The sequence below is a fragment of the Peribacillus sp. FW305-BF15 genome, from assembly GCF_058783805.1.
This window is the reverse complement of sequence record NZ_JBYSYV010000006.1, coordinates 24,131-44,939: the sequence shown is the minus strand read 5'-3', so window position 1 is coordinate 44,939 and position 20,809 is coordinate 24,131. Positions and strand designations below refer to the sequence as shown.

Sequence of the window (20,809 nt, the reverse complement as noted above, 5' to 3'; positions counted from 1 at the left end):
GCCGAGGAGGCTTCCCTGACCGCCCGCGGAAAGCGAGTGCCTTGAGTGGAAATCAACGTTTCAATTCTATAAACACTCAAAAATACTGTAGGAAAAATCAATTATTATCGAGTTTTAGTCAAATGGAACTCTATCTAAAAGGTAAAACAAAGTTGATTGGAGCGTAAGGTACGAGACTCCTGCGGGAATACGTGTCCAGGGGAGACACCGCAGGCGCAAAGTGCCGAGGAGGCTTCCCTGACCGCCCGCGGAAAGCGAGTGCCTTGAGTGGAAATCAACGTTTCAATTCTATAAACACTCAAAAATACTGTAGGAAAAATCAATTATTATCGAGTTTTAGTCAAATGGAACTCTATCTAAAAGGTAAAACAAAGTTGATTGGAGCGTAAGGTACGAGACTCCTGCGGGAATACGTGTCCAGGGGAGACACCGCAGGCGCAAAGTGCCGAGGAGGCTTCCCGGACCGCCCGCGGAAAGCGAGTGCCTGAAGTGGAGATCAACACTTTTTTGCAAACTCAATTAATTTCGGATTTGTGACATACCGGACGGTGTTCTTATTTCTTCATTAATATTATCCCAATTGTCGCTCATATTTTTTTCAGCGGACAGATTTTCTGCATGTTGGGTCGAGTTTTTTTTACGCTACACGGCCGAAATATACACATGTTGGGACGAAATCCGTTCATTTTGGCATAAAAAAATAGCTGGCCACTTGGGCCAGCTTTATTTTTGTATTTATGAAGCTTTTCTCATGCCTTTTAAGATAAGGCTTAAGATGAAGACAAATACGATTGCACCAATCAATGCTGGAATTATAGCGAAATCTGCCACTGAAGGTCCCCAGTTCCCAAGAATTAATGAACCTAACCATGCACCAACAAAACCAGCGATAATGTTACCGATAATTCCAAATGGTACGTCACGTCCAACAATCATACCTGCTAACCAACCGATGATACCTCCGATAATTAATGACCATAAAAATCCCATAATATATTTCCTCCTTCAAATTAGTTATTTTTTGATTTTCTGCAGCAGACTCCAAGAAATTAAATCACTTCCATATTGTCATGCTTTTTTTCAGTACTTTTAACCTTTACATTCAAATGGTATGATGCCGATTCGCACAATATCTAATGAATGTGAATGTTTAGTTATTGGGTAGTGTTAGCTAGCTATAGCCCTTGAGTAACTGATTGAACAATCCTCATGTTAGTGAATTTTTTCTTTTTGTTTGCTGCTGTACTCATTATTTTCCCCGTTTAATTAATCTAAAACCTAATTTTTTTTAAAAATATTTGGCAATAAAAACAGGATTATCAGATATATTAAACGGGTATACCATAGGCTTAACTTTGTCACATAGTTAGTATAAGCAGCATTCGTCTCAATTATGTTCATAAAGCAAAAAGAAAAAGGATGCCCCATTATCGGGACACCCTCCTATCATTTGCAGTATTCTTTTTAGAACAAAAGTTCATCGGGATTGCTGCCGAAACGTTCATTTTTGTTCAAGGCATCTATTTGATTCATTTCATTTAAACTCAATGAAAAATCAAATACCTGTGCATTTTCCTTGATACGGGATGGCGTAATCGATTTAGGTATTACAACTAGATCATGTTGCAAATGCCATCTAATCAACACTTGTGCTGGACTTTTCCCGTGCTTCTTTGCTATATGATTAATTGTCGGCTCTTCCAAAAGGTTCCCTCTGCCTAGCGGGCTCCAAGATTCTACCTTTATTTCATGTTTTGCACAGTAATCACGAATTTCGACTTGAGTCAAAAGTGGATGCAATTCAATTTGATTGACGACCGGCTTCACTTCACTGATTGCAAGTAAATTTCCCAAATGATGAACATGGAAATTACTTACACCGATTGATTTCACCCTTCCATCCTTATAAAGCTTCTCCAATGCCCTCCAGGTTTCCAGATATTTATCTTTTCCCGGCCAGTGGATCAGGTATAAATCCAAATATTCCAATCCAAGTCGATTTAAACTATCTTCAAATGCCTTGAGCGTCGTTTCATATCCTTGCTCGGTATTCCACACTTTGGAAGTTATGAACAATTCTTCACGTGGCACTCCGCATTCCCGAATCGCTTGGCCTACACCTTCTTCATTTTCATAAATGGCCGCTGTATCAATCGCACGATAACCGACTTCGACCGCTTTTTTGACGGACTCAACCGTTTCATTGCCGTTTTTCACTTTAAATACACCGAAACCCAACTGTGGCATTTTAACTCCATTATGTAAGGTGACCGTTTCCCCAATATTCGAAATCATTCCATCATTCCCCCTTACTTTTATTTACCAATTATACATCCCTCCACCTTCTATTTCTAACCATAAGCATCGGGATTTATAAAGTCCTTGAGCGCGAAAACAACACTTAAATACCATTTATATGTATTAAAGGATGCATTTTTACCTTTTAATCATTCATTAAGTTAAATATTTTGTATAAAAATGACGAAACATCTATCCTAATAGGTATGTAATTCGTTACAATAGTATAGTTCGACTTTAAACCATGTAAAAAAGAAGGTGCCATCTTTTAAGAATAATCAAAACTAAAACTCCCATGCTATATATTGAGGAGTGCAAGCTGTCCTTTGCCCATTCATCGGCCATAATCTATATACACTTTACATACTTGAAATCAAGGGAGTCCTCCATGTATGAATAGCATTCTCATCTTAACCGCGCTAATTATTATTTTTGCTTTGGTCTTTGACTTTATCAATGGTTTCCATGATACGGCTAACGCCATCGCTACAGCCGTATCAACCAAGGCACTTAAACCACGTCATGCAATCATCATGGCTGCGGTCATGAATTTATTGGGAGCACTGACCTTTACCGGTGTAGCGCATACCATTACAAAGGATATCGTCGATCCTTTCACATTGAATAATGGTTCTTATGTTATCCTTGCTGCACTAATTTCGGCAATAATATGGAATTTAATCACTTGGTATTTTGGCATTCCAAGCAGTTCCTCCCATGCGATCATTGGTTCAATAGCTGGAGCAGCCATCGTGGCCAGTGGATTCGATGCTATTAAATGGAGTGGATTCACTAAAATTGTACAAGCATTGATCCTATCTCCCATCCTTGCCTTTACGCTTGGATTCATTGTTTACAGTATCTTCAAGGTAGTATTCAAAAATAATAATTTAGGAAAAACCAATACACGATTCAGGAGAATACAAATTGTCACGGCGGCCATCCAGTCTTATACACATGGGACGAATGATGCTCAAAAATCCATGGGTATCATCACGATGGCTTTGATCGCTAACGGATATGCCTCTACCTCTGAAGTTCCTTTCTGGGTACAATTATCTTGCGCAATAGCCATGGCGCTTGGTACATCGATCGGAGGTTGGAAGATCATCAAAACCGTTGGCGGTAAAATCATGAAAATCCGCCCGGTTAATGGTGTGGCTGCCGATATAACTGGAGCAGCGATCATTTTCGGTGCAACCTTCCTGCACATGCCGGTCAGCACGACTCATGTCATTTCTTCTTCAATACTTGGGGTCGGTTCTGCGCACCGCATCAAAGGGGTAAAATGGGGAACCGCAAAAAACATGTTGGTCACTTGGTTCATTACATTGCCAATTTCCGCTTCCTTAGCTGGAGTCATTTACTATTTGATTGCTTTATTTTTATAGAACCTTTTGCCTTTCCATATCGGAAAGGCTTTTTTTACAAATACCCCCTTATAAATGCAGGTTTTTCCCCTTTTTTAATTTTCCTTGTTTTTTTATGTAAAGTTTTATTAAGATTTTGTAAATTTTCGTCGAAAAACCTTCCCGGATCCTACATGAATTCGTTACAATCAATTTGTTAATACTAAGCGTACGACTAAAGTGCGTAAATTTGCATGACTAATTGGGAGGCTTTAACATGGCTTTTAAATCAAAAAAAGACAAATTCGCTGTAATGCTTTTTAACATCGCTCAAAACCTTAAAGAAGGTGCTGACTATTTCGCGGATTATAAACTCAAAAATATCTCCGATCTAAAAGTATTTTCAGATACGATGAAAGATTATGAGCATAAAGGCGATTCAATGGTTCATAATGTGATCAAAGAGCTGAACAATGCTTTCATCACTCCTATCGAACGGGAGGATATCCTTGAATTAACCATGAGAATGGATGATGTCATAGACGGTTTGGAACACTGTGCGGCATTATTCGAAATGTACTCAATTGTAAATGCAGATGAGTATATGCTTAAGTTTGTGGATGCAATCAAACAGTGTACGTATGAGATTGAAAATGCTGTCGATACACTATCCACTAAAAAATTGCCATTGATACGTGAACATGCAATCAAAATTAAAGATCTTGAATCCGTTTGTGACGGAATCCAACGTCAATCAATCAAAAACTTGTTTACAGTTGAAAAAGATCCAATCAGGATCATTCAATATAAAGAAATTTACGAAAGCCTTGAGGAGATTGCCGATCACTGTCAAGCGGTGGCCAATACACTTGAAACAATCATAATGAAAAACGCCTAAGGAGTACCCCAATAAATGGATACTTTATTAATTATAACAATATTAATCGTTTTCTTTGCTTTAGCATTTGACTTCATCAATGGTTTTCATGATACAGCCAATGCAATAGCGACTGCCGTTTCAACAAAGGCCTTGAAGCCGAGGCATGCCATCATCATGGCAGCCGTCATGAATTTCGTCGGTGCCATGACATTTACTGGAGTGGCGAAGACCATAACGAAGGATATCGTGGACCCGTTCACGCTTCCGAATGGTTCATATGTAATTATGGCTGCCCTGCTTGCCGCTATCATATGGAACCTTCTAACCTGGTATTACGGAATACCAAGCAGTTCCTCCCATGCATTGATCGGTTCGATTGCTGGTGCGGCCATTGCTGCAGCGGGATTCACTGGAATTAAATGGGAAGGTTTCATGAAAATTCTTCAAGCTTTGATCTTCTCCCCGTTAATTGCTTTTGTAATCGGGTTTATCGTATACAGCATCTTTAAAGTTGTCTTTAAAAACAATAACCTGACAAAAACAAACCAAAGATTCCGGACTATACAGATTGCTACTGCAGCACTTCAATCGTATACCCACGGAACGAACGACGCACAAAAAGCGATGGGTATCATCACGATGGCCCTTATTGCAAATGGTTATGCATCAAGTACCGATATCGCCTTATGGGTTCAGTTCTCCTGTGCTCTCGCAATGGGACTTGGAACTTCCGTCGGCGGATGGAAAATCATTAAAACCGTTGGCGGCAAAATCATGAAAATCCGCCCGGTCAATGGTGTTGCAGCCGATTTAACCGGAGCCTTCATCATTTTCGGCGCGACTGTAATACACATGCCAGTCAGTACAACCCATGTTATTTCGTCTTCAATACTGGGTGTTGGGTCTGCGCATCGTGTCAAGGGAGTAAAATGGGGAACGGCAAAAAGAATGATCATCACTTGGTTCATTACCATTCCCATCTCGGCAACATTAGCTGGTTTGCTTTATCTTTTAATTAACTTCCTATTCTAAAATAAAATCCCTTCCGGTTTCCATCGGTAGGGATTTTCTGTTTTACAAAGGATTTATCTATGCTTATCAATAGGAAATCGTTTAAAATTCAAGTAGAAGGAATTTTTTTTAGCGAGGGGCAAAATAAAAATGAAGGAATTCGAAAAAAATAGAGATATTTTTAAAGACCTTTATGGAGATATGATGGAGTTTGCCGATAGAATCAGTTCTGTTTTAGGTTGCCCCATTACAATCGAGGACGGTAACCACCGCTTACTTGCCTATAGCACTCACGATGATACTACGGATCAGGCCCGTATCATGACCATAATCGGAAGACGTGTCCCTGAAAAGGTCATCAACAGTTTATGGAAAGATGGCTTCATCCCTGCGTTATTGAAGGAAGATGCCCCCATTAAAATCGGGGCCATCAATGATGTCGGTCTTGGTAACAGGGTTGCGGTTTCCATCCGGAAAAATAATGAAGTGCTTGGATTCATTTGGGCCTTGGAAGTAAATGAACCTTTCACCGAAGAAGATATGAAATTTCTGCAATTCGCTGCCAAGGAGGCAAAGAACCAGTTACAGCAATTGCAATTGAAAAAGAAAAGGAAAGAAGCAGGTCATCAAGAGTTCCTATGGCGCATGTTGACCGGGCACTACCAAGAGGAAACGGAAATAATTGAAAATTACAAGAAATTCTCAATCCATGTTCCAGTGGTTTTTTCCATATTGGTATTCGAATTTCCTAAAGAGATCAATCGCGAAGTGGAGCGCTACATTTCATACATGTTAACGACCACTCAAAAGATAAACAGTTCCTTATTTGCCATTGACCATAACAAGCTCATTCTTTTCGCGGGAGCCAACCAGGAAAACAGCCCTTCTTTCACTTCATCGATTTATGAGTTCATCCCCTTTTTCATTCTGGAGATGAAACGGCGTTTCGGTGTTGAGCATATCCTTGGAACGGCTGGCAATATGTATAAAAACTTAATGGATGTTAAATCAAGCTACGAAGAAGCTCTATACACCCTAAAAATGAAGAATATATTCCCTGATGACATGGCACTCATTTTACATTATGAAGAACTTGGCATGTTTCAAATGATTGAATCACTCGCAAGCAACAAACAGCGCCGTGTTCATCCTTCCATCCTTAAACTTAAAGCATACGATATGAAGAACCAGACGGAATTGCTGCAAACACTCACCGTCTATCTAGAGAAAGACTGCAACCCAAATGAAGCTTCAAAAAATCTTCATATCCATGTAAATACTTTGAATTACCGATTAAAAAGAATCTCTGAAGTTGGAAATATTCGATTAAAGGATCCAATTCAAAAAATGTCCCTCTTTCTTAACATTAAACTTAATCAATATGATGAATTTTCCAAAAAAAATTAATGATATATTCCCAGATATGGAATGCTAAAAGAAGTGTGGAAAGGTTGATCATATGAAATTAGAAACAAAAGAAGAACTTGAAAAAGAATTAACAATCATTGAAAAATGGGAGAAAGATCAGAAAGGACTATGGTTTTGGGAACGGATTGGGCGCATCCCCTTCAAGCTATTGGATAAGTTGACTCCGGATTTCATTCAAAAAAAATTGGGTGTCATGCTTGATGAAATCGGCAGCTACATTCAGAATGGCGGAAAATATTTAACGAAAGAAGCCCATATTCTAAGTCAGCTGCAAGCCAAGGTTCCCGAGTTGAATATTAATGACCTGGAAGATGTTTCAAGAATCCCCCTCCATATCATGGATAGCGTGAGTCAGGATATTAAAACTTCAGGCAGCAAATTGGCAACGGTTCAAGGTGCCACTACCGGGATTGGCGGATTCTTCACCTTGGCCATCGACATCCCGCTTCTTCTCGGGATGTCCATCAAAACCCTTCAGGATATCGCCATCACATATGGCTTCAATCCTAGGGACCGCCAAGAACGTATTTTCATCGTCAAATGTCTGCAATTTACAACATCGGATGTTGTCGGCAAAAAGGCTCTATTAAATGAATTGTCGAAAATGAACCAGACTGATTCCCAATCAAAAAGGGAAATAGCATCCGAACTGCAAGGGTGGCGAGAAGTCGTTTATACATACCGCGATCAGTTTGGCTGGAAAAAGCTTTTGCAAATGGTTCCTGTTGCCGGAATAATATTTGGCGCCATTACAAATCGTTCAATGATTGCCGATATCGCCGATACGGGAATCATGCTTTACAAGAAAAGAAGGATTTTAGAGCGCATTCAAGAGCCTATTGCAAAGAATTGACTTCAGCTTTACAAAGGTCTTGATCCTCGCAAGTCCATGGTTTTTGAAACTGCGTTTGTGGAATTCCACAAATACACCTTTTTCATTTTTCTGATTTCCACATACTAACTGTTTCTTTTTCCAACTATACTTGTGATACAAATAGTAAAACATATTATTGGAGGGATTAAGATGAGAATAGGAATTCCAAAAGAGATTAAAAACAATGAAAATCGTGTAGCTATCACTCCAGCTGGGGTCGTGGCATTAGTCAATGCAGGACATGAAGTATTAATCGAAATGAACGCAGGTCTAGGAAGCAGTTTCACAAATGAAGCATATCAAGAAGCTGGTGCTGTTATAGTCGAGGACGCTGCTAGCGTTTGGGCAAGTACAGAAATGATCATGAAAGTAAAAGAACCTATCTCATCTGAATATAAATATTTCAGAAAAGATTTAATCCTTTTCACATATTTACATCTTGCGGCAGAGCCGGCACTAGCTCAGGCACTAAAAGAAAGCGGTGTCTTGGCCATTGCTTATGAAACGGTTGCAGTAAACCGCACACTTCCATTATTGACACCAATGAGTGAAGTTGCAGGCCGCATGGCTGCACAAATCGGTGCTCAGTTCCTAGAAAAAAATAACGGCGGTAAAGGAATACTCTTAAGCGGAGTTCCTGGAGTTAAACGCGGTAAAGTCGCTGTAATCGGCGGAGGAATGGTTGGAACGAATGCTGCTAAAATCGCTATTGGTTTAGGCGCAGATGTTACCATTCTTGACTTAAGCCCTGACCGCCTGCGTCAGCTTGATGATATTTTCGGAAATGAACTGACTACACTCATCTCCAACCCTTATAATATTGCAGAAGCAGTCAAAGATGCCGATTTAGTAATCGGTGCCGTATTGATTCCAGGTGCTAAAGCTCCTAAGCTCGTTACTGAAGAAATGGTTAAAACGATGTCTCCAGGTTCAGTCATTGTCGATGTTGCAATCGACCAAGGCGGTATCTTTGAAACGGTCGACCACATAACAACACATGATAACCCTACTTATGTTAAACATGGAGTAGTTCATTATGCAGTGGCGAATATGCCAGGGGCAGTGCCTCAAACTTCTACAGTAGCTTTAACTAACGTAACAGTCCCATTTGCACTTCAAATTGCAAATAAAGGTGCCATCAAGGCGATCCTTGAAAATGATGCTCTTGCAAAAGGAGTCAATGTGGCCAACGGTGAAATCACGTTCGAAGCAGTTGCCACAGACCTTGGCTACAATTACGTAAGTGTTGAAAACGCCTTAAACCCGAATAACATTAACGCTTAATATTAATAAGACTCCAGAATCTTGTCTGGAGTCTTATTTTTTTTGGTCGAGGGCCTCAATGAAGCTGAGCTTCTCCGTATGATATCTGGATCAGGCCGGGATATTCCGCACAAGGGTCGAATTATCCTCATATGGGTTGGATTATCTGCTCGGACGGGCGATTTTTCCGGAGATATAAGATATGCCACTTCTTGATCAAGTCTGCCCTTTCCCCGGTTAATAATCAAAATAGAATATTTCTCTTAATCCATGAAAATCTTTCCTGGATTCATTATTCCTTTCGGATCCAAAGCCTGTTTGATCGTTTTCATCACTTCATAAGCAGCTCCATGCTCCCTTCGCTGATACTTCGATTTTCCAAGTCCTACCCCATGTTCACCCGTACATGTACCGCCTTTTGTTAATGCATATTCGACGATTTCTTCATTTAACCTCTTCGCTTCTTTAACTTCTTCAGGATTTTTCAAATCAATCATGAACAATACGTGATAATTCCCGTCACCTACATGTCCTACAATCGCCCCCTCCACTTTGGATTGTTCGACTTTCTTCCTTGTATCCAGTATGGCATTCGATAATTCATGTAGTGGCACACTTACGTCGGTCACCATCAGCTTTTTTCCGGGTGAACTATGAATGAAAGCGTACGCGAGATTATGGCGCGCTTCCCATAAGGCGTCCCGTGCTTTTGAATCGGTTTCAAACTGGATATCTCCACAGCCAAAATCACTTACGATTTCCTTGGCAAATTTGACGTCCTGTTCCAGTCCGGCAAAATTCCCATGAAACTCGAGGAATAGAGTTGGTTGGACATCATAGGATTTATCCATGAATTGATTAACTTTTTTTATGGACTCGGCATCCACCAATTCAATTCGTGCAATCGGGATTCCAGCAAGCATGATCCCATTAACCGCAGATACTGCCTGTTCGACGGTTGGAAATGAGGCTCTTCCGGCCATTGTGACTTCAGGGATGCCATATACCTTCAATGTCAATTCAGTAAATACACCCAGCGTACCTTCAGAGCCGACAAACAAGCCATTCAAATGAATGCCTGAAGATGATTTTGTCGCTAAGCTTCCGGAATGAATCACTTCACCGTTTGCTAAAACCACCTCCAAATCCCTGACTTGATCGCGCATTATCCCATATTTGACCGAGGTCGTCCCACTTGCATTCGTAGCTGCCATCCCACCCAATGTAGCATCGGCGCCAGGATCGACGGAAAAGAACAAACCGTATTTTTTTAATTCTTTATTAAGTTGCGTCCTTGTCACACCCGGTTGGACCTTAACAAGGAAATCATTTTCCCTGATTTCCAATATTTGATTCATCAAGGACAAATCCAGGGAAATACCCCCTTTGACTGGAACGACATGTCCCTCCAAACTTGATCCTAACCCAAAAGGAATGACTGGTATTTCACGCTCATTCGCATAACACATGACTGCGCTTACTTCTGCAGTATCCCTTGGATATATGACCATATCCGGTAAATGCGGGCTGTGATATGATTCATCATGGCTGTGCTGTTCCAATAAAGTTTCATTCACCGTTACTTGTTCTTCCGAAAGTATCTTCCTTAATTCTTCTATATAACCTTTCATTATTACAGCCTCCTCTTTTCCCCGAACATTCTGAAAATGTACCACGAATGAGATTGCCCGCTAATAGGCAATCCATCTTTCTTCATTTACTGAAACCTTTCGTTTTATCCGTGCAGGCCTTCATTGCTTGCAGAATGCTGGATCTTAGCTGATTCTCTTCTAAAGCCGCTACCGCAGAAATCGTTGATCCGCCCGGCGTGCAGACATCATCCTTTAAAGCAGCAGGATGTCTTTCCGTTTCCAGTACCATTTTAGCAGCTCCCATTACAGCTTGTGCTGCCATTCGGTATGCTTGTTTTCGTGGAATGCCATCACGGACCCCTCCATCAGCCAGCGCCTCGATGAACATATAAACATAAGCAGGCGACGAACCGCTGATGGCCGGAACTGCGTCCATCAAATCTTCATGCAGGATTTCCGTTTTACCGAAACTATTCAGCAGTGCAGTCACATCCTCTATATCAGCATCGGTAATTTCATCATTGATGCACATGGCAGTCATGCCTTCACCGACAAGCGAAGGAGTGTTTGGCATCGTCCGGACTACCTTCACTCTTTTTTCGAAGCTGTTCTCAACTAGAGATACAGTGATCCCTGCTGCCATAGTGATGATAACGGTGTCTTCTTTAACATGATTCTTCACTTCTTCAAGTACTTGCTTATGCATGGCAGGTTGGATCCCCAGAAAGAGAAAATCGGCAAAACCGGCAACCTCTTTATTATCCAAAGTACCTCTAACGTTATATTTCGTGGTGACTTTAGTTTTGGTCTCCGCACTCGAAGTACTGACCATGATTCCTTCAGGTGAAATGACCTCTGCATGCAGCATGCCCTCAAGCATTGCCTCACCCATTTTGCCGCATCCAATAAAACCGATTTTTTTATTCATATCTTACACTTCCAATCATAAGTTCATCTATGTTCCCACTTTATTATATCGGATATGATAAATGGAAACACGTTGGAGATATTAAACAGGAAGGATTTGGTGGTTTCTGGTCGAATTACTTAAAGTGATATGGATGAATTTGTATATTCACCTTTACCACTATAGTCAAGTAATTGAATTCTTTTGCAAAAAAAAATGTTGACTAATTGGTCATTAGAGATTTATAATTTTGACCTATTAGTCACAAACGAATAAGAAATACAGTTATAGAAATGGAGAAATGCTATGCAAATGGAAAAAAAAGCGGTCAATACCAAGCTTGTCTTAACAGGATTGATCATAGGAATGTTTTTCAGTTCATTGGAACAGACGATCGTCGGTACGGCCATGCCGACAATTATCGGGGAATTGAATGGATTCACCATCTTTGCATGGGTAACGACTGCCTATTTAATAGCCTCAACGACTGTTGTACCCATTGTTGGAAAGCTATCTGATTTATATGGCAGGCGTTCCCTTTATCTGCTTGGCACAATCATATTTACGATCGGTTCGTTTTTATGTGCCACAGCCACTTCGATGGAGCAATTGATCATCTACAGAGGTCTGCAGGGAATCGGCGGCGGAATGATCATGCCTTTGTCCCAAACAATCATCGGCGATATATTCTCTGCGGAACAAAGAGCCAAATGGCAGGGTGTATTCGGAGCCCTTTTTGGATTAAGTTCTGTCATCGGCCCTTTTCTGGGCGGCCTGATCGTTGACCATATCAGCTGGCATTGGATCTTTTTGATCAATGTACCGACAGGCTTGCTATCGGCCATTTTGATTTATGTAGGATTGAAACATGAAGCGATAAGGAAAACTGAGAAAGTGAATATCGATTATCTAGGAATCTTCACTTTGATTCCTGGTATTGTCCTGTTATTGCTTGGCTTGACCTTCGGTGGGGATAAATTCGAATGGTTATCACTGGAATCTATCTTGATTTTCGGCAGCACCATTGTCTTCATTGTCCTATTCATCATTTTTGAAAGAAGAGCGGTCGAACCGATCCTTGATTTATCCCTTTTTAAAAATAGAGTTTTTTCCACCACGAATATTTTAGGATTCCTGCTTGGCCTTGGCATGTTTGGGGCAATCATGTTCGTCCCGCTGTTCATGCAAGGCGTTTTGGGAGTTTCACCAACAAAAGCGGGATCGACCATGACTCCGATGATGATTGGTATGATTCTTTCCAGCATCATTGGCGGGCGGTTACTTTTGAAATTCCGTTTTCGTACCGTGCTTACCTTTGGAATGGCCTTTGCGACGCTTGGCTTTTTCCTAATGAGTATGATGGACGGCAGTACGACTATATTCACTGCGTACTCATTCATGGCCATCCTTGGGATAGGTATGGGGCTTGTCATGCCGACACTGATGATTGCCGTTCAAAACGAATTTCCAAAATCGCAGCTAGGGTCGGTTACAGCGGCTTCAACCTTCTTCCGCTCAATAGGTGGAACGATGGGCATCACGATTTTGAATGCTGTCATGAATCACAATCTCCAGCAAAATATGGATGATGCGGTCGTAAGTCAAAAAGACCCTATATTGCATGAGGCACTGAAAGCATTAGCCGATAAAACGGATACGTTATTCAACATCATGCTTTATCCCGAAAACCTAAAAATGCCCGCAGAAGTCAGCAATGTCCTTGTTAAAACGATAGAAAATGCTTGGATCGATGCATTCTCCAGTGTTTTCATCACCGGTATCTTTTTCGTTTCCGCAGGGATATTAGTGGCACTTTCCGTGGGTTCGGGCCGAATCAAAAGAGATCAAGAAACGGAAAAAGAATTAAGCTAAAACAGGCTCGGGACCGGCTGATATATCAGCCGGCCTTTTTCATCCCTTCAATCCTATGTTTCTTTTTCATTTGATAAGGGCATTTTACCTGTATGAGACTAAATGGGGTGATACTATGGACAAGATAAACGATTCAATTTTGCCTGCTGATTTTTATCAGCAGCCCACACTTGAACTGGCGAAATCGCTTCTTGGCTGCCTGATCGTAAAAGAAACAGCGGAAGGAACCGCTTCTGGATTCATTGTTGAAACAGAAGCCTACATGGGACCTGGGGACAGGGCCGCACATAGTTTTGGAAATAGACGGACAAAACGGACGGAAGTGATGTTCGGAAATTCCGGTTTGATCTATACATACGTCATGCACACACATACACTGGTCAATGTCGTAAGCGGCGGACCTGAAAATCCGGAAGCCATTTTAATTCGTGCGATTGAACCGTATTCAGGGCTCGAGTTAATGCATGAAAGACGCGGAATTGCCGATATTCGTAAATGGACCGATGGACCAGGGAAGCTAACAAAGGCACTAGGCATCACCATGGATGATTATGGCCGATCCTTTACCGATCCCCCGCTATATCTGGCTGCCGGAAAAAAGCCTGGCCACATATCCAGCGGTCCCCGCGTCGGAATCGACAACTCCGGGGAAGCAAAGGATTACCCTTGGCGTTTCTGGGTTACCGACAATCCATTTATATCCCGTAAGAACTTAATTAATAAAAGGGGACCAAAATAGTCTCCATGATGTTATTCCCCTCTAAGCGAACATTGTAATTCTGTGTATGTTACACAACTTAGAGGGGATTTTGCTTTGTCGGTAAGCATCCCGAAATCCATATCAAGTATCGTATATGAAAGTATTATGAATAAAGCTAATGACAGCCCTAGCCTCAAAAGGAACAAGACTTTAATTGAAGTTTAATTTCTGCCAAACTTATACATTAGATTATTCAAGTCCCCTCAATATCCCATAATTCAATTTCCAAAATTTCCTTACCCATTCATCTTCCAGCCTATTTCCCCAGTAATAATAAATTGACTTCCTTCTATTACGAATCTAATATAGTTAAGTCAGCAATATGGAAGGTGGTTTATGATGAACGTTCAGGCCCTTTTGCAAATGAATACAATTTTTATTAGTATCCTAATTGAATCCCTTCCCTTCATTTTACTGGGAGTCCTTATATCTGGAATCATCCAAATTTTTGTGTCGGAAGAGATGATTGCAAAAATCATTCCGAAAAATCCGATCTTATCTGTTCTATCCGCAATAGGTGCAGGAGTCTTTTTTCTTGCCTGCGAGTGCGGAATCGTCCCGATCACCCGCCGTTTGATCGCTAAAGGGGTTCCTCTTTCAGCGGCCATTGCCTTTATGCTTTCTGCACCCATTCTCAATCCGATCGTCCTGTTTTCCACCTATATAGCGTTTGGCAATAGCTGGAGCATGGTTTTCTATCGTGGCGGAATTGCATTCGCGGTCGTCCTGATCATTGCATTCATCCTGTCTTTTCAATTTAAGACAAATCAGCTTAAACAGGAACATATCGAACATATACATCACCATAAACTTACATTTAATGACAAAATAACGGGGATGTTCAAACATTCGATTGAAGAGTTCTTTTCTGTTGGAAAATACTTAATCATTGGTGCATTGCTGGCGGCTGCCATTCAAACCTTTTTGAAAACATCCCTATTGCTTGAAATCGGTCAAGGAAAACTATCAGGGAATGCAGTCATGATGGCTTTATCCTATGTCATGTCCTTGTGTTCCCAAGCGGACGCCTTTGTTGCAAGTTCTTTTAGAAGTACCTTCTCTCCCTCTTCACTAGTTGCTTTTCTTGTATTTGGGGCCATGTTTGATATTAAAAATACGATCATGCTTTTAGGTACCTTCAAAACAAAATTCGTTTTATGTTTGATGGCCTATATATTTATTTCCGTCTTAGGCCTAACTTTATTGTTTATTTCTTAAAGAGGGTGTTTTATATGGGAAGATTATTCATATTACTTGGACTTACTTTTTTATTCATGCATTTACACGCCTCAGGGAATATATCGAAATACATTAATATGGAATATTCATATGTTTCACAGATTGCTATCTATATACTGGCAATATTCACTTTAATGGGATCTTACTTATATTTTAAGGAAGGTAATCAAGAAGAAGGTGTTGATTGTCAGTGCGGACATGATCACTCCCGGGAAAATAAGAAATGGAAAAGGAACCTTACTTACTTCCTATACTTCATTCCCATTTTAACCGGTCTCTTTTTGCCTGTTGCCACTATGGACTCCAATATTGTAGAAAAAAAAGGTTTTCATTTCCCTGTATATGAAGACTCGGATGAATATAGCCAGCATCAATTCCTGCAGCCGGATACGAGTCTTTATTATGGCAAGGATGACTATTTAACTTTAATGGATAACTCTCTCAAAGGCCTGGTCGATCGTGATAGTCTCCAATTAACAGATGAAAACTATCTAAACGATTTAGAAGCCATCTATTACTCTCCTGGAAAGTTCACTGGCAAACAAATAACGTTAACCGGATTTTCGTACAATTCAGATGAGCTAGCCAAAAACCAGGTATTCCTGTTTCGTTTTGGGGTCATTCACTGTGTCGCTGACTCTGGGGTATTCGGTATGTTAATCGAATTTCCTGAAGGAATGCATCCTAAAAATGATGAGTGGTATTCCGTGACAGGTGAATTGGAATCCATTTATTATCAGCCATTCAAGAAAACCATTCCCCTGCTCAAAGTATCATCACATAGTAAAATCGCTGAACCGGATGATCCCTACGTTTATAGACAATATTAAAAAAATGAATCATGGAAAGGTAAGGATATGCCATCCTTACCTTTCTTTTTAATCACCTAAAACCTCCATTTTTATGAAATGCCCTTTTTATCCATTTATGTGAAATTACAGTATGGCCCTCTTACACTCCACCTAAATCCCATAAATGCCCATTTCCCTGTAGCAAGATTACCCGAAAAATGACGAAAAAGTTGAATTTTATTTATATGGGTCATGTTTTTTATATTCCTTACCTTTATAATATAAATGCTAGATATTTTTTTACCACATCAGGAGGAACTTTCCTAAATGAACAATTCTAAAAACTCTTTCATTCTTGCGGGGACCATTATAGGTACCCTAATCGCCGGCACTTCTGCTTATGCTGGTTCTTATCAAGTTAAATCAGGGGACACCCTGGATAAAATCTCTAAAGCCAATAATACAACTGTCCAGCACTTAAAATCTCAAAACCATTTGACTAGTAACCTTATTTTTCCCGGCCAAGTCTTGAAATTTAATACCCTTAACAACCATACAGATAAAAGTAAAGATAAAACCGAAAAATATGTGGTTAAACTTGGGGATTCTTTATCTAAAATTGCCAATAAATATAATGTATCCGTTAGTGCCCTGCTTAAATTAAACCCTAATATTTCTAGTTCGGACCGGATATATATTGGCCAAACCATCCGGGTTTCCGGACAAACGTCCGGATCCAGCTCTACGGCTAAAAATAGTTCAAATGCTACATATAAAGTCAAATCCGGGGATACCCTGGGCAAAATTTCCAGAGTCAATAATATGACTGTCCAACAATTAAAGTCTATGAATCATTTGACTAGCACTCTCATTTTTCCAGGTCAGGTCTTGAAGGTTAATGCCATTACCAGCAATCCGGATAAAGGTAAAAATACAACAGGCGTTTATATCGTTAAATTAGGGGATTCCTTATCAACAATCGCTAAAAGATATAACCTTTCCCTTAGTGCCTTACTTAAAATAAACCCTAACATTTCCAATTCAGATCGTATTCGTATCGGCCAAACCATCCGGGTTTCAGGGAAGGCCTCGGTATCTGCAATTAATAAACCGTCCAAATCCAACAAGGCAGATCAAGTTTTGGCAGCTGGCGCTAAATACTTGGGAGCCAAGTATGTATACGGTGCGAGCACTTCACGCACTGATGTATTTGATTGCTCTTCATTCACATTAAGAGCATTCCAAAGTGCAGGTATTTCCTTGCCTCGAAATTCAGTGGCCCAATCACACGTTGGTAAAGCTGTATCCTCAAAGGCCCTGCAAAAAGGGGATTTAGTATTTTTCGATACCAATAATGATGGAGTAATCAATCATGTAGGAATTTATGCCGGTAACGGTCAAATGCTGAATGCTTCGACATCTAAAGGTGTATCCTACGCTAATATTAACAATTCCTACTGGGGACCAAGCTTTGTGAAGGCAGTCCGAGTCCTAAACTAAATGATCGTGGCAGTAAACGATAAAAAGCAAAAAAGCGTGTTTCGATAAAATGATCATACACGCTTTTTTGCTTATGATAATGTTAACTAGCCGCCAACTGGTGTTATGGCTTATACCTCGCATTAAAATATGCTTATAATTCGTTAAAGTATTAAGTCTTTTTTTATAATTGATTTTACGATTAAAAATACTCAAAACACATTAAAATATACAAAATAAACTAAACCTTCACTAGTAAACCCAAATGTATAATAGATACTCGCAGCAATGATAAACACACCCGTTAAAAATATTTTATAATACCAATAATTACTCTTTATCAATAGGTAGAATAAAATATAAAGTTAAGCTAACCTTTTTTATCCTCTCTTTCCTCATACCTGGCGCATTAACCTTGCATTTCCACAATCGCATAATTCAGTTGATTACTGATACGGACTCCTTCAAAGCTTGATTATTCCTTTCGTTGGCCTATTTCATCCTTCCTTGTCTTTCCTGCATTTCAACCTGCTTTCTATGGACTTTTTCTTCTATAAGCTCTATGAACATCTGATTATTGTTGAGATTTTCTTTATTAGACTCTATTAACCGTGCTAATGATACATTTTTACGCATTTTTTGGACCTCCTTCTCTACAGAAATTGCTAGCAGGAAAAAGAATGGTTTTCTCTGCTAAGGAAGAATATTTTTCCTATTACTTCATGATATTTTCATAATACTCTTAGTTTAAAAATTCTTGGTTTCAATTTTGAAATGACCGTTACCAATATTGGTATTGTCATTCTGGGTATATCCTGTTCACTTTTTCAACTAGCATTCTTGTCCTTGATCGGGCCGTGCAGATATAAGTAAGTACATTATCTACATTTCCAACAAAAAAAGGCCTTCATCACAGAAGACCTTTTCTGAAAGTATACTAATAAGAAGAGTAAGTTTGCCTGAGCTTTTTTATTTCAAAAAAGTTCCAGTCGATTCCAGAAATCCGCTCCCTTTCCGCCGACTGTCTGCCAAGCCTCCTCGACGTAAACGTCTCCGGGGTCTCGGCTAGCCAGTTATTCGGCAGGAGTGTCGCAAATTTCTTCCATCCTTTAAGGATTAATGTAAAAAAAACTCAAGGATTAATTACTTTAGTTTCTCTTGCTCTTCAAGGTACTGCCTTATTTTTTTCAAATAATCCGGTGCATCCATCTGATCTTTCACGACCAGTTCTATAAGGCAAAGTTTATCGGCGTTCATATCTTGGGCATTTGTAATGGCTTCATCCAGTTCACCATTCGTTTCGACTCTTGCTGTGAATTCCTCTTGACCAAATGCTTCAGCCAGTTTTGTATAATTCCACTCTGGTATCTCGTTGTATTTCTGTTTTTCTATATCGACTTTTACGTTTAAGAATTTTTCTATCGTATAGCCGTTATTGTTGAGGATAAACACGATGGGCTTACAGCCGTTCTCCAGCATCGAGCTTATTTCCTGTGCTGTCAGCTGTATCGATCCGTCCCCGGTAAACAAAAGGACACGCCGGTTTCTATCCGCTATACAAGCACCGAAAGCTGCAGGCGTCGCATAACCAATGCTTTGCCAGCCTCCCTGGGCTATGTAGGTCGCCCCTTTCGGCAATCTGACCTGTGACATGCCATAAGAGAATGTTCCTGTTTCCGTGACCACAATGTCATTTTCCTTCAACATTTGCTGAATTCGAGGATAATAGGAAGTCGCTTTCAGTGGTGCAGATGGGTCTTCCACCATTGTGTCAAACGGAAACGAGATGTTTCCGACAGATTCGTTCTGACGGTAGCCAATGTCCTGGAGCGCATTTAGTATTTCCTCCGCCTTGACATTCATATAGCTGGCTTCCCCCACTTTTAATGTGTCAGGTTGAATTTCCACCATTTTCAACGGGTTAAGCTTTGCTGTACCTTTGGAAGTATTGACGTCTGACCAAACAGTACCAACGGCTATGATCAAATCCGCTTCTTCAACAGTCTCAGTTACATCCTTACTTCCGAAAGCTCCGCCGTATACACCAATATACTGGGGATGACTCTCATCAAACCCGCTTTTCCCCTGCATCAATGAAGCAACTGGAACATTTAACCTCTCAGCGAGCTGCAGTACGGGTTTCTGCAAGTTATAACGAAGTGTTTTCACGTCGACAAGCAGAACGGCTTTATTTACATGTTCTAACATGCCTTTTATATGCTTCACTGCTGACTGCAAAGCATCGACATTCGTTTTTGTCATGTTTTCTGATGTCTTACCGAGAGAAAGCAATGGTTTTTCAACGAGATCGATAGCCACTACCAAATAAACGGGCTTTTTCTTTTCTTTCGCGATTTTGATTGCAGCCGGTATCTCCCTAGCCGCGTTTTCTGGTGTAAGTATTGCTGTATAACCGGTAATATGCTCATAAACCTTACGGAAAACATCAAAATCTCCATCCATTAACGTATGGTGGGCAAGCTCCTTTTCCTGCTGCATCATGGTCTTTGGCGAGCCGACAATATGGATGAGCGGCACATTTTCACTGTACGCTCCAGCGATTGCATTACATGCGCTCATTTCACCGACACCAAAGGTGGTTATCAGTGCCGACATGCCCTTCACCCGGGCATATGCGTCCGCTGCGTAACCAGCATTGAGTTCATTTCGTCCATTAATAAACTCAATCCCATCGTAATCTTCCAAAGTATCTAGCAATGAGAAATTATAGTCTCCAGGCACACCAAAAATCTCTGTAATGCCTTCTGCTTTTAAGCAGTCGTATAAATATTGTCCCAAGGTTGTATTTTCAGCCAAGTCAATCACTCCTTCAATCGATTACTCTCTACTTTATTTATACCCAAACATAAGTAGGTTAACCGTATAAGTATCCATTTGCTTTAATGTGGGTGGCGTCTCTATTACTCTAGTTTTAGCTTGATGAATGAAGTGAGTGAGACTATCTCAGGCATGATTCTTATAAAAAATGATTCAATTCCAAATCGAAATATCTGAAAATTCTTGATTTCGTTTCTGTTTTTGATTTATATTTGAATCACCGGCACA

17 protein-coding genes are annotated in these 20,809 nt (G+C 40.3%); 11 read left to right on the top strand and 6 right to left on the bottom strand.

From position 1 onward, the window contains the following. Nucleotides 1-735 precede the first annotated feature (735 nt). Nucleotides 736-990, bottom strand: a complete 255-nt coding sequence (locus AC3WLU_RS07735; protein ID WP_170946860.1) for a GlsB/YeaQ/YmgE family stress response membrane protein — start codon at nucleotides 988-990, stop codon at nucleotides 736-738. A gap of 474 nt (nucleotides 991-1,464) precedes the next feature. Further along, entirely contained in the window at nucleotides 1,465-2,295 is an 831-nt protein-coding gene (locus AC3WLU_RS07730; protein ID WP_492597072.1) for an aldo/keto reductase, read from the bottom strand. 395 nt (nucleotides 2,296-2,690) lie between these two features. On the opposite strand from AC3WLU_RS07730, the gene AC3WLU_RS07725 reads away from it, so the two are divergent. The 6 genes from AC3WLU_RS07725 to ald all read left to right on the top strand — a co-directional run bounded on the left by AC3WLU_RS07725 (nucleotide 2,691) and on the right by ald (nucleotide 9,124). Then, on the top strand, nucleotides 2,691-3,689 hold the full coding sequence (locus AC3WLU_RS07725) for an inorganic phosphate transporter (protein ID WP_096340227.1): 999 nt from the start codon (nucleotides 2,691-2,693) through the stop codon (nucleotides 3,687-3,689). Between the two features lie 235 nt (nucleotides 3,690-3,924). Then, nucleotides 3,925-4,545, top strand: a complete 621-nt coding sequence (locus tag AC3WLU_RS07720) for a DUF47 domain-containing protein (RefSeq protein ID WP_034315087.1) — start codon at nucleotides 3,925-3,927, stop codon at nucleotides 4,543-4,545. A 15-nt stretch (nucleotides 4,546-4,560) separates the two neighbouring features. Next, entirely contained in the window at nucleotides 4,561-5,559 is a 999-nt protein-coding gene (locus AC3WLU_RS07715; protein ID WP_492597071.1) for an inorganic phosphate transporter, read from the top strand. A 129-nt stretch (nucleotides 5,560-5,688) separates the two neighbouring features. After that, on the top strand, nucleotides 5,689-6,945 hold the full coding sequence (locus AC3WLU_RS07710) for a PucR family transcriptional regulator (RefSeq protein WP_413004427.1): 1,257 nt from the start codon (nucleotides 5,689-5,691) through the stop codon (nucleotides 6,943-6,945). A gap of 52 nt (nucleotides 6,946-6,997) precedes the next feature. Then, nucleotides 6,998-7,819: an EcsC family protein gene (locus tag AC3WLU_RS07705; protein ID WP_413004429.1), complete on the top strand. Its 822-nt coding sequence runs from the start codon at nucleotides 6,998-7,000 to the stop codon at nucleotides 7,817-7,819. A gap of 171 nt (nucleotides 7,820-7,990) precedes the next feature. Further along, nucleotides 7,991-9,124: an alanine dehydrogenase gene (gene ald / locus AC3WLU_RS07700; RefSeq protein WP_034315093.1), complete on the top strand. Its 1,134-nt coding sequence runs from the start codon at nucleotides 7,991-7,993 to the stop codon at nucleotides 9,122-9,124. A 242-nt stretch (nucleotides 9,125-9,366) separates the two neighbouring features. On the opposite strand, the gene AC3WLU_RS07695 is transcribed toward ald, so the two are convergent. Together AC3WLU_RS07695 and proC are read right to left on the bottom strand one after the other, a co-directional pair. Continuing rightward, entirely contained in the window at nucleotides 9,367-10,734 is a 1,368-nt protein-coding gene (locus AC3WLU_RS07695) for an FAD-binding oxidoreductase (RefSeq protein WP_492597070.1), read from the bottom strand. 82 nt (nucleotides 10,735-10,816) lie between these two features. Then, nucleotides 10,817-11,623, bottom strand: coding sequence for a pyrroline-5-carboxylate reductase (proC, locus tag AC3WLU_RS07690; RefSeq protein ID WP_492597069.1), 807 nt, complete (start codon nucleotides 11,621-11,623; stop codon nucleotides 10,817-10,819). Between the two features lie 285 nt (nucleotides 11,624-11,908). On the opposite strand from proC, the gene AC3WLU_RS07685 reads away from it, so the two are divergent. The 5 genes from AC3WLU_RS07685 (at nucleotide 11,909) to AC3WLU_RS07665 (ending at nucleotide 17,764) form a co-directional block, all read left to right on the top strand. Then, nucleotides 11,909-13,474, top strand: a complete 1,566-nt coding sequence (locus AC3WLU_RS07685) for an MDR family MFS transporter (protein WP_413004435.1) — start codon at nucleotides 11,909-11,911, stop codon at nucleotides 13,472-13,474. 115 nt (nucleotides 13,475-13,589) lie between these two features. After that, nucleotides 13,590-14,213 carry a DNA-3-methyladenine glycosylase gene (locus AC3WLU_RS07680; protein ID WP_063577235.1) on the top strand — a complete coding sequence of 208 codons (624 nt, stop codon included), beginning with the start codon at nucleotides 13,590-13,592 and terminating at the stop codon, nucleotides 14,211-14,213. Between the two features lie 357 nt (nucleotides 14,214-14,570). Continuing rightward, nucleotides 14,571-15,452, top strand: a complete 882-nt coding sequence (locus AC3WLU_RS07675; RefSeq protein ID WP_222620109.1) for a permease — start codon at nucleotides 14,571-14,573, stop codon at nucleotides 15,450-15,452. A 14-nt stretch (nucleotides 15,453-15,466) separates the two neighbouring features. After that, nucleotides 15,467-16,303 carry a TIGR03943 family putative permease subunit gene (locus AC3WLU_RS07670; protein ID WP_063577236.1) on the top strand — a complete coding sequence of 279 codons (837 nt, stop codon included), beginning with the start codon at nucleotides 15,467-15,469 and terminating at the stop codon, nucleotides 16,301-16,303. Between the two features lie 288 nt (nucleotides 16,304-16,591). Next, complete coding sequence (locus tag AC3WLU_RS07665) at nucleotides 16,592-17,764, top strand: C40 family peptidase (RefSeq protein ID WP_492597068.1); 1,173 nt, start codon at nucleotides 16,592-16,594, stop codon at nucleotides 17,762-17,764. Between the two features lie 471 nt (nucleotides 17,765-18,235). Here AC3WLU_RS07665 and AC3WLU_RS07660 read toward each other — a convergent pair whose 3' ends face one another. Further along, nucleotides 18,236-18,379, bottom strand: a complete 144-nt coding sequence (locus AC3WLU_RS07660) for a hypothetical protein (protein ID WP_156500379.1) — start codon at nucleotides 18,377-18,379, stop codon at nucleotides 18,236-18,238. A 507-nt stretch (nucleotides 18,380-18,886) separates the two neighbouring features. Further along, entirely contained in the window at nucleotides 18,887-20,560 is a 1,674-nt protein-coding gene (locus AC3WLU_RS07655) for an alpha-keto acid decarboxylase family protein (protein ID WP_492597067.1), read from the bottom strand. Between the last annotated feature and the right edge of the window lie 249 nt (nucleotides 20,561-20,809).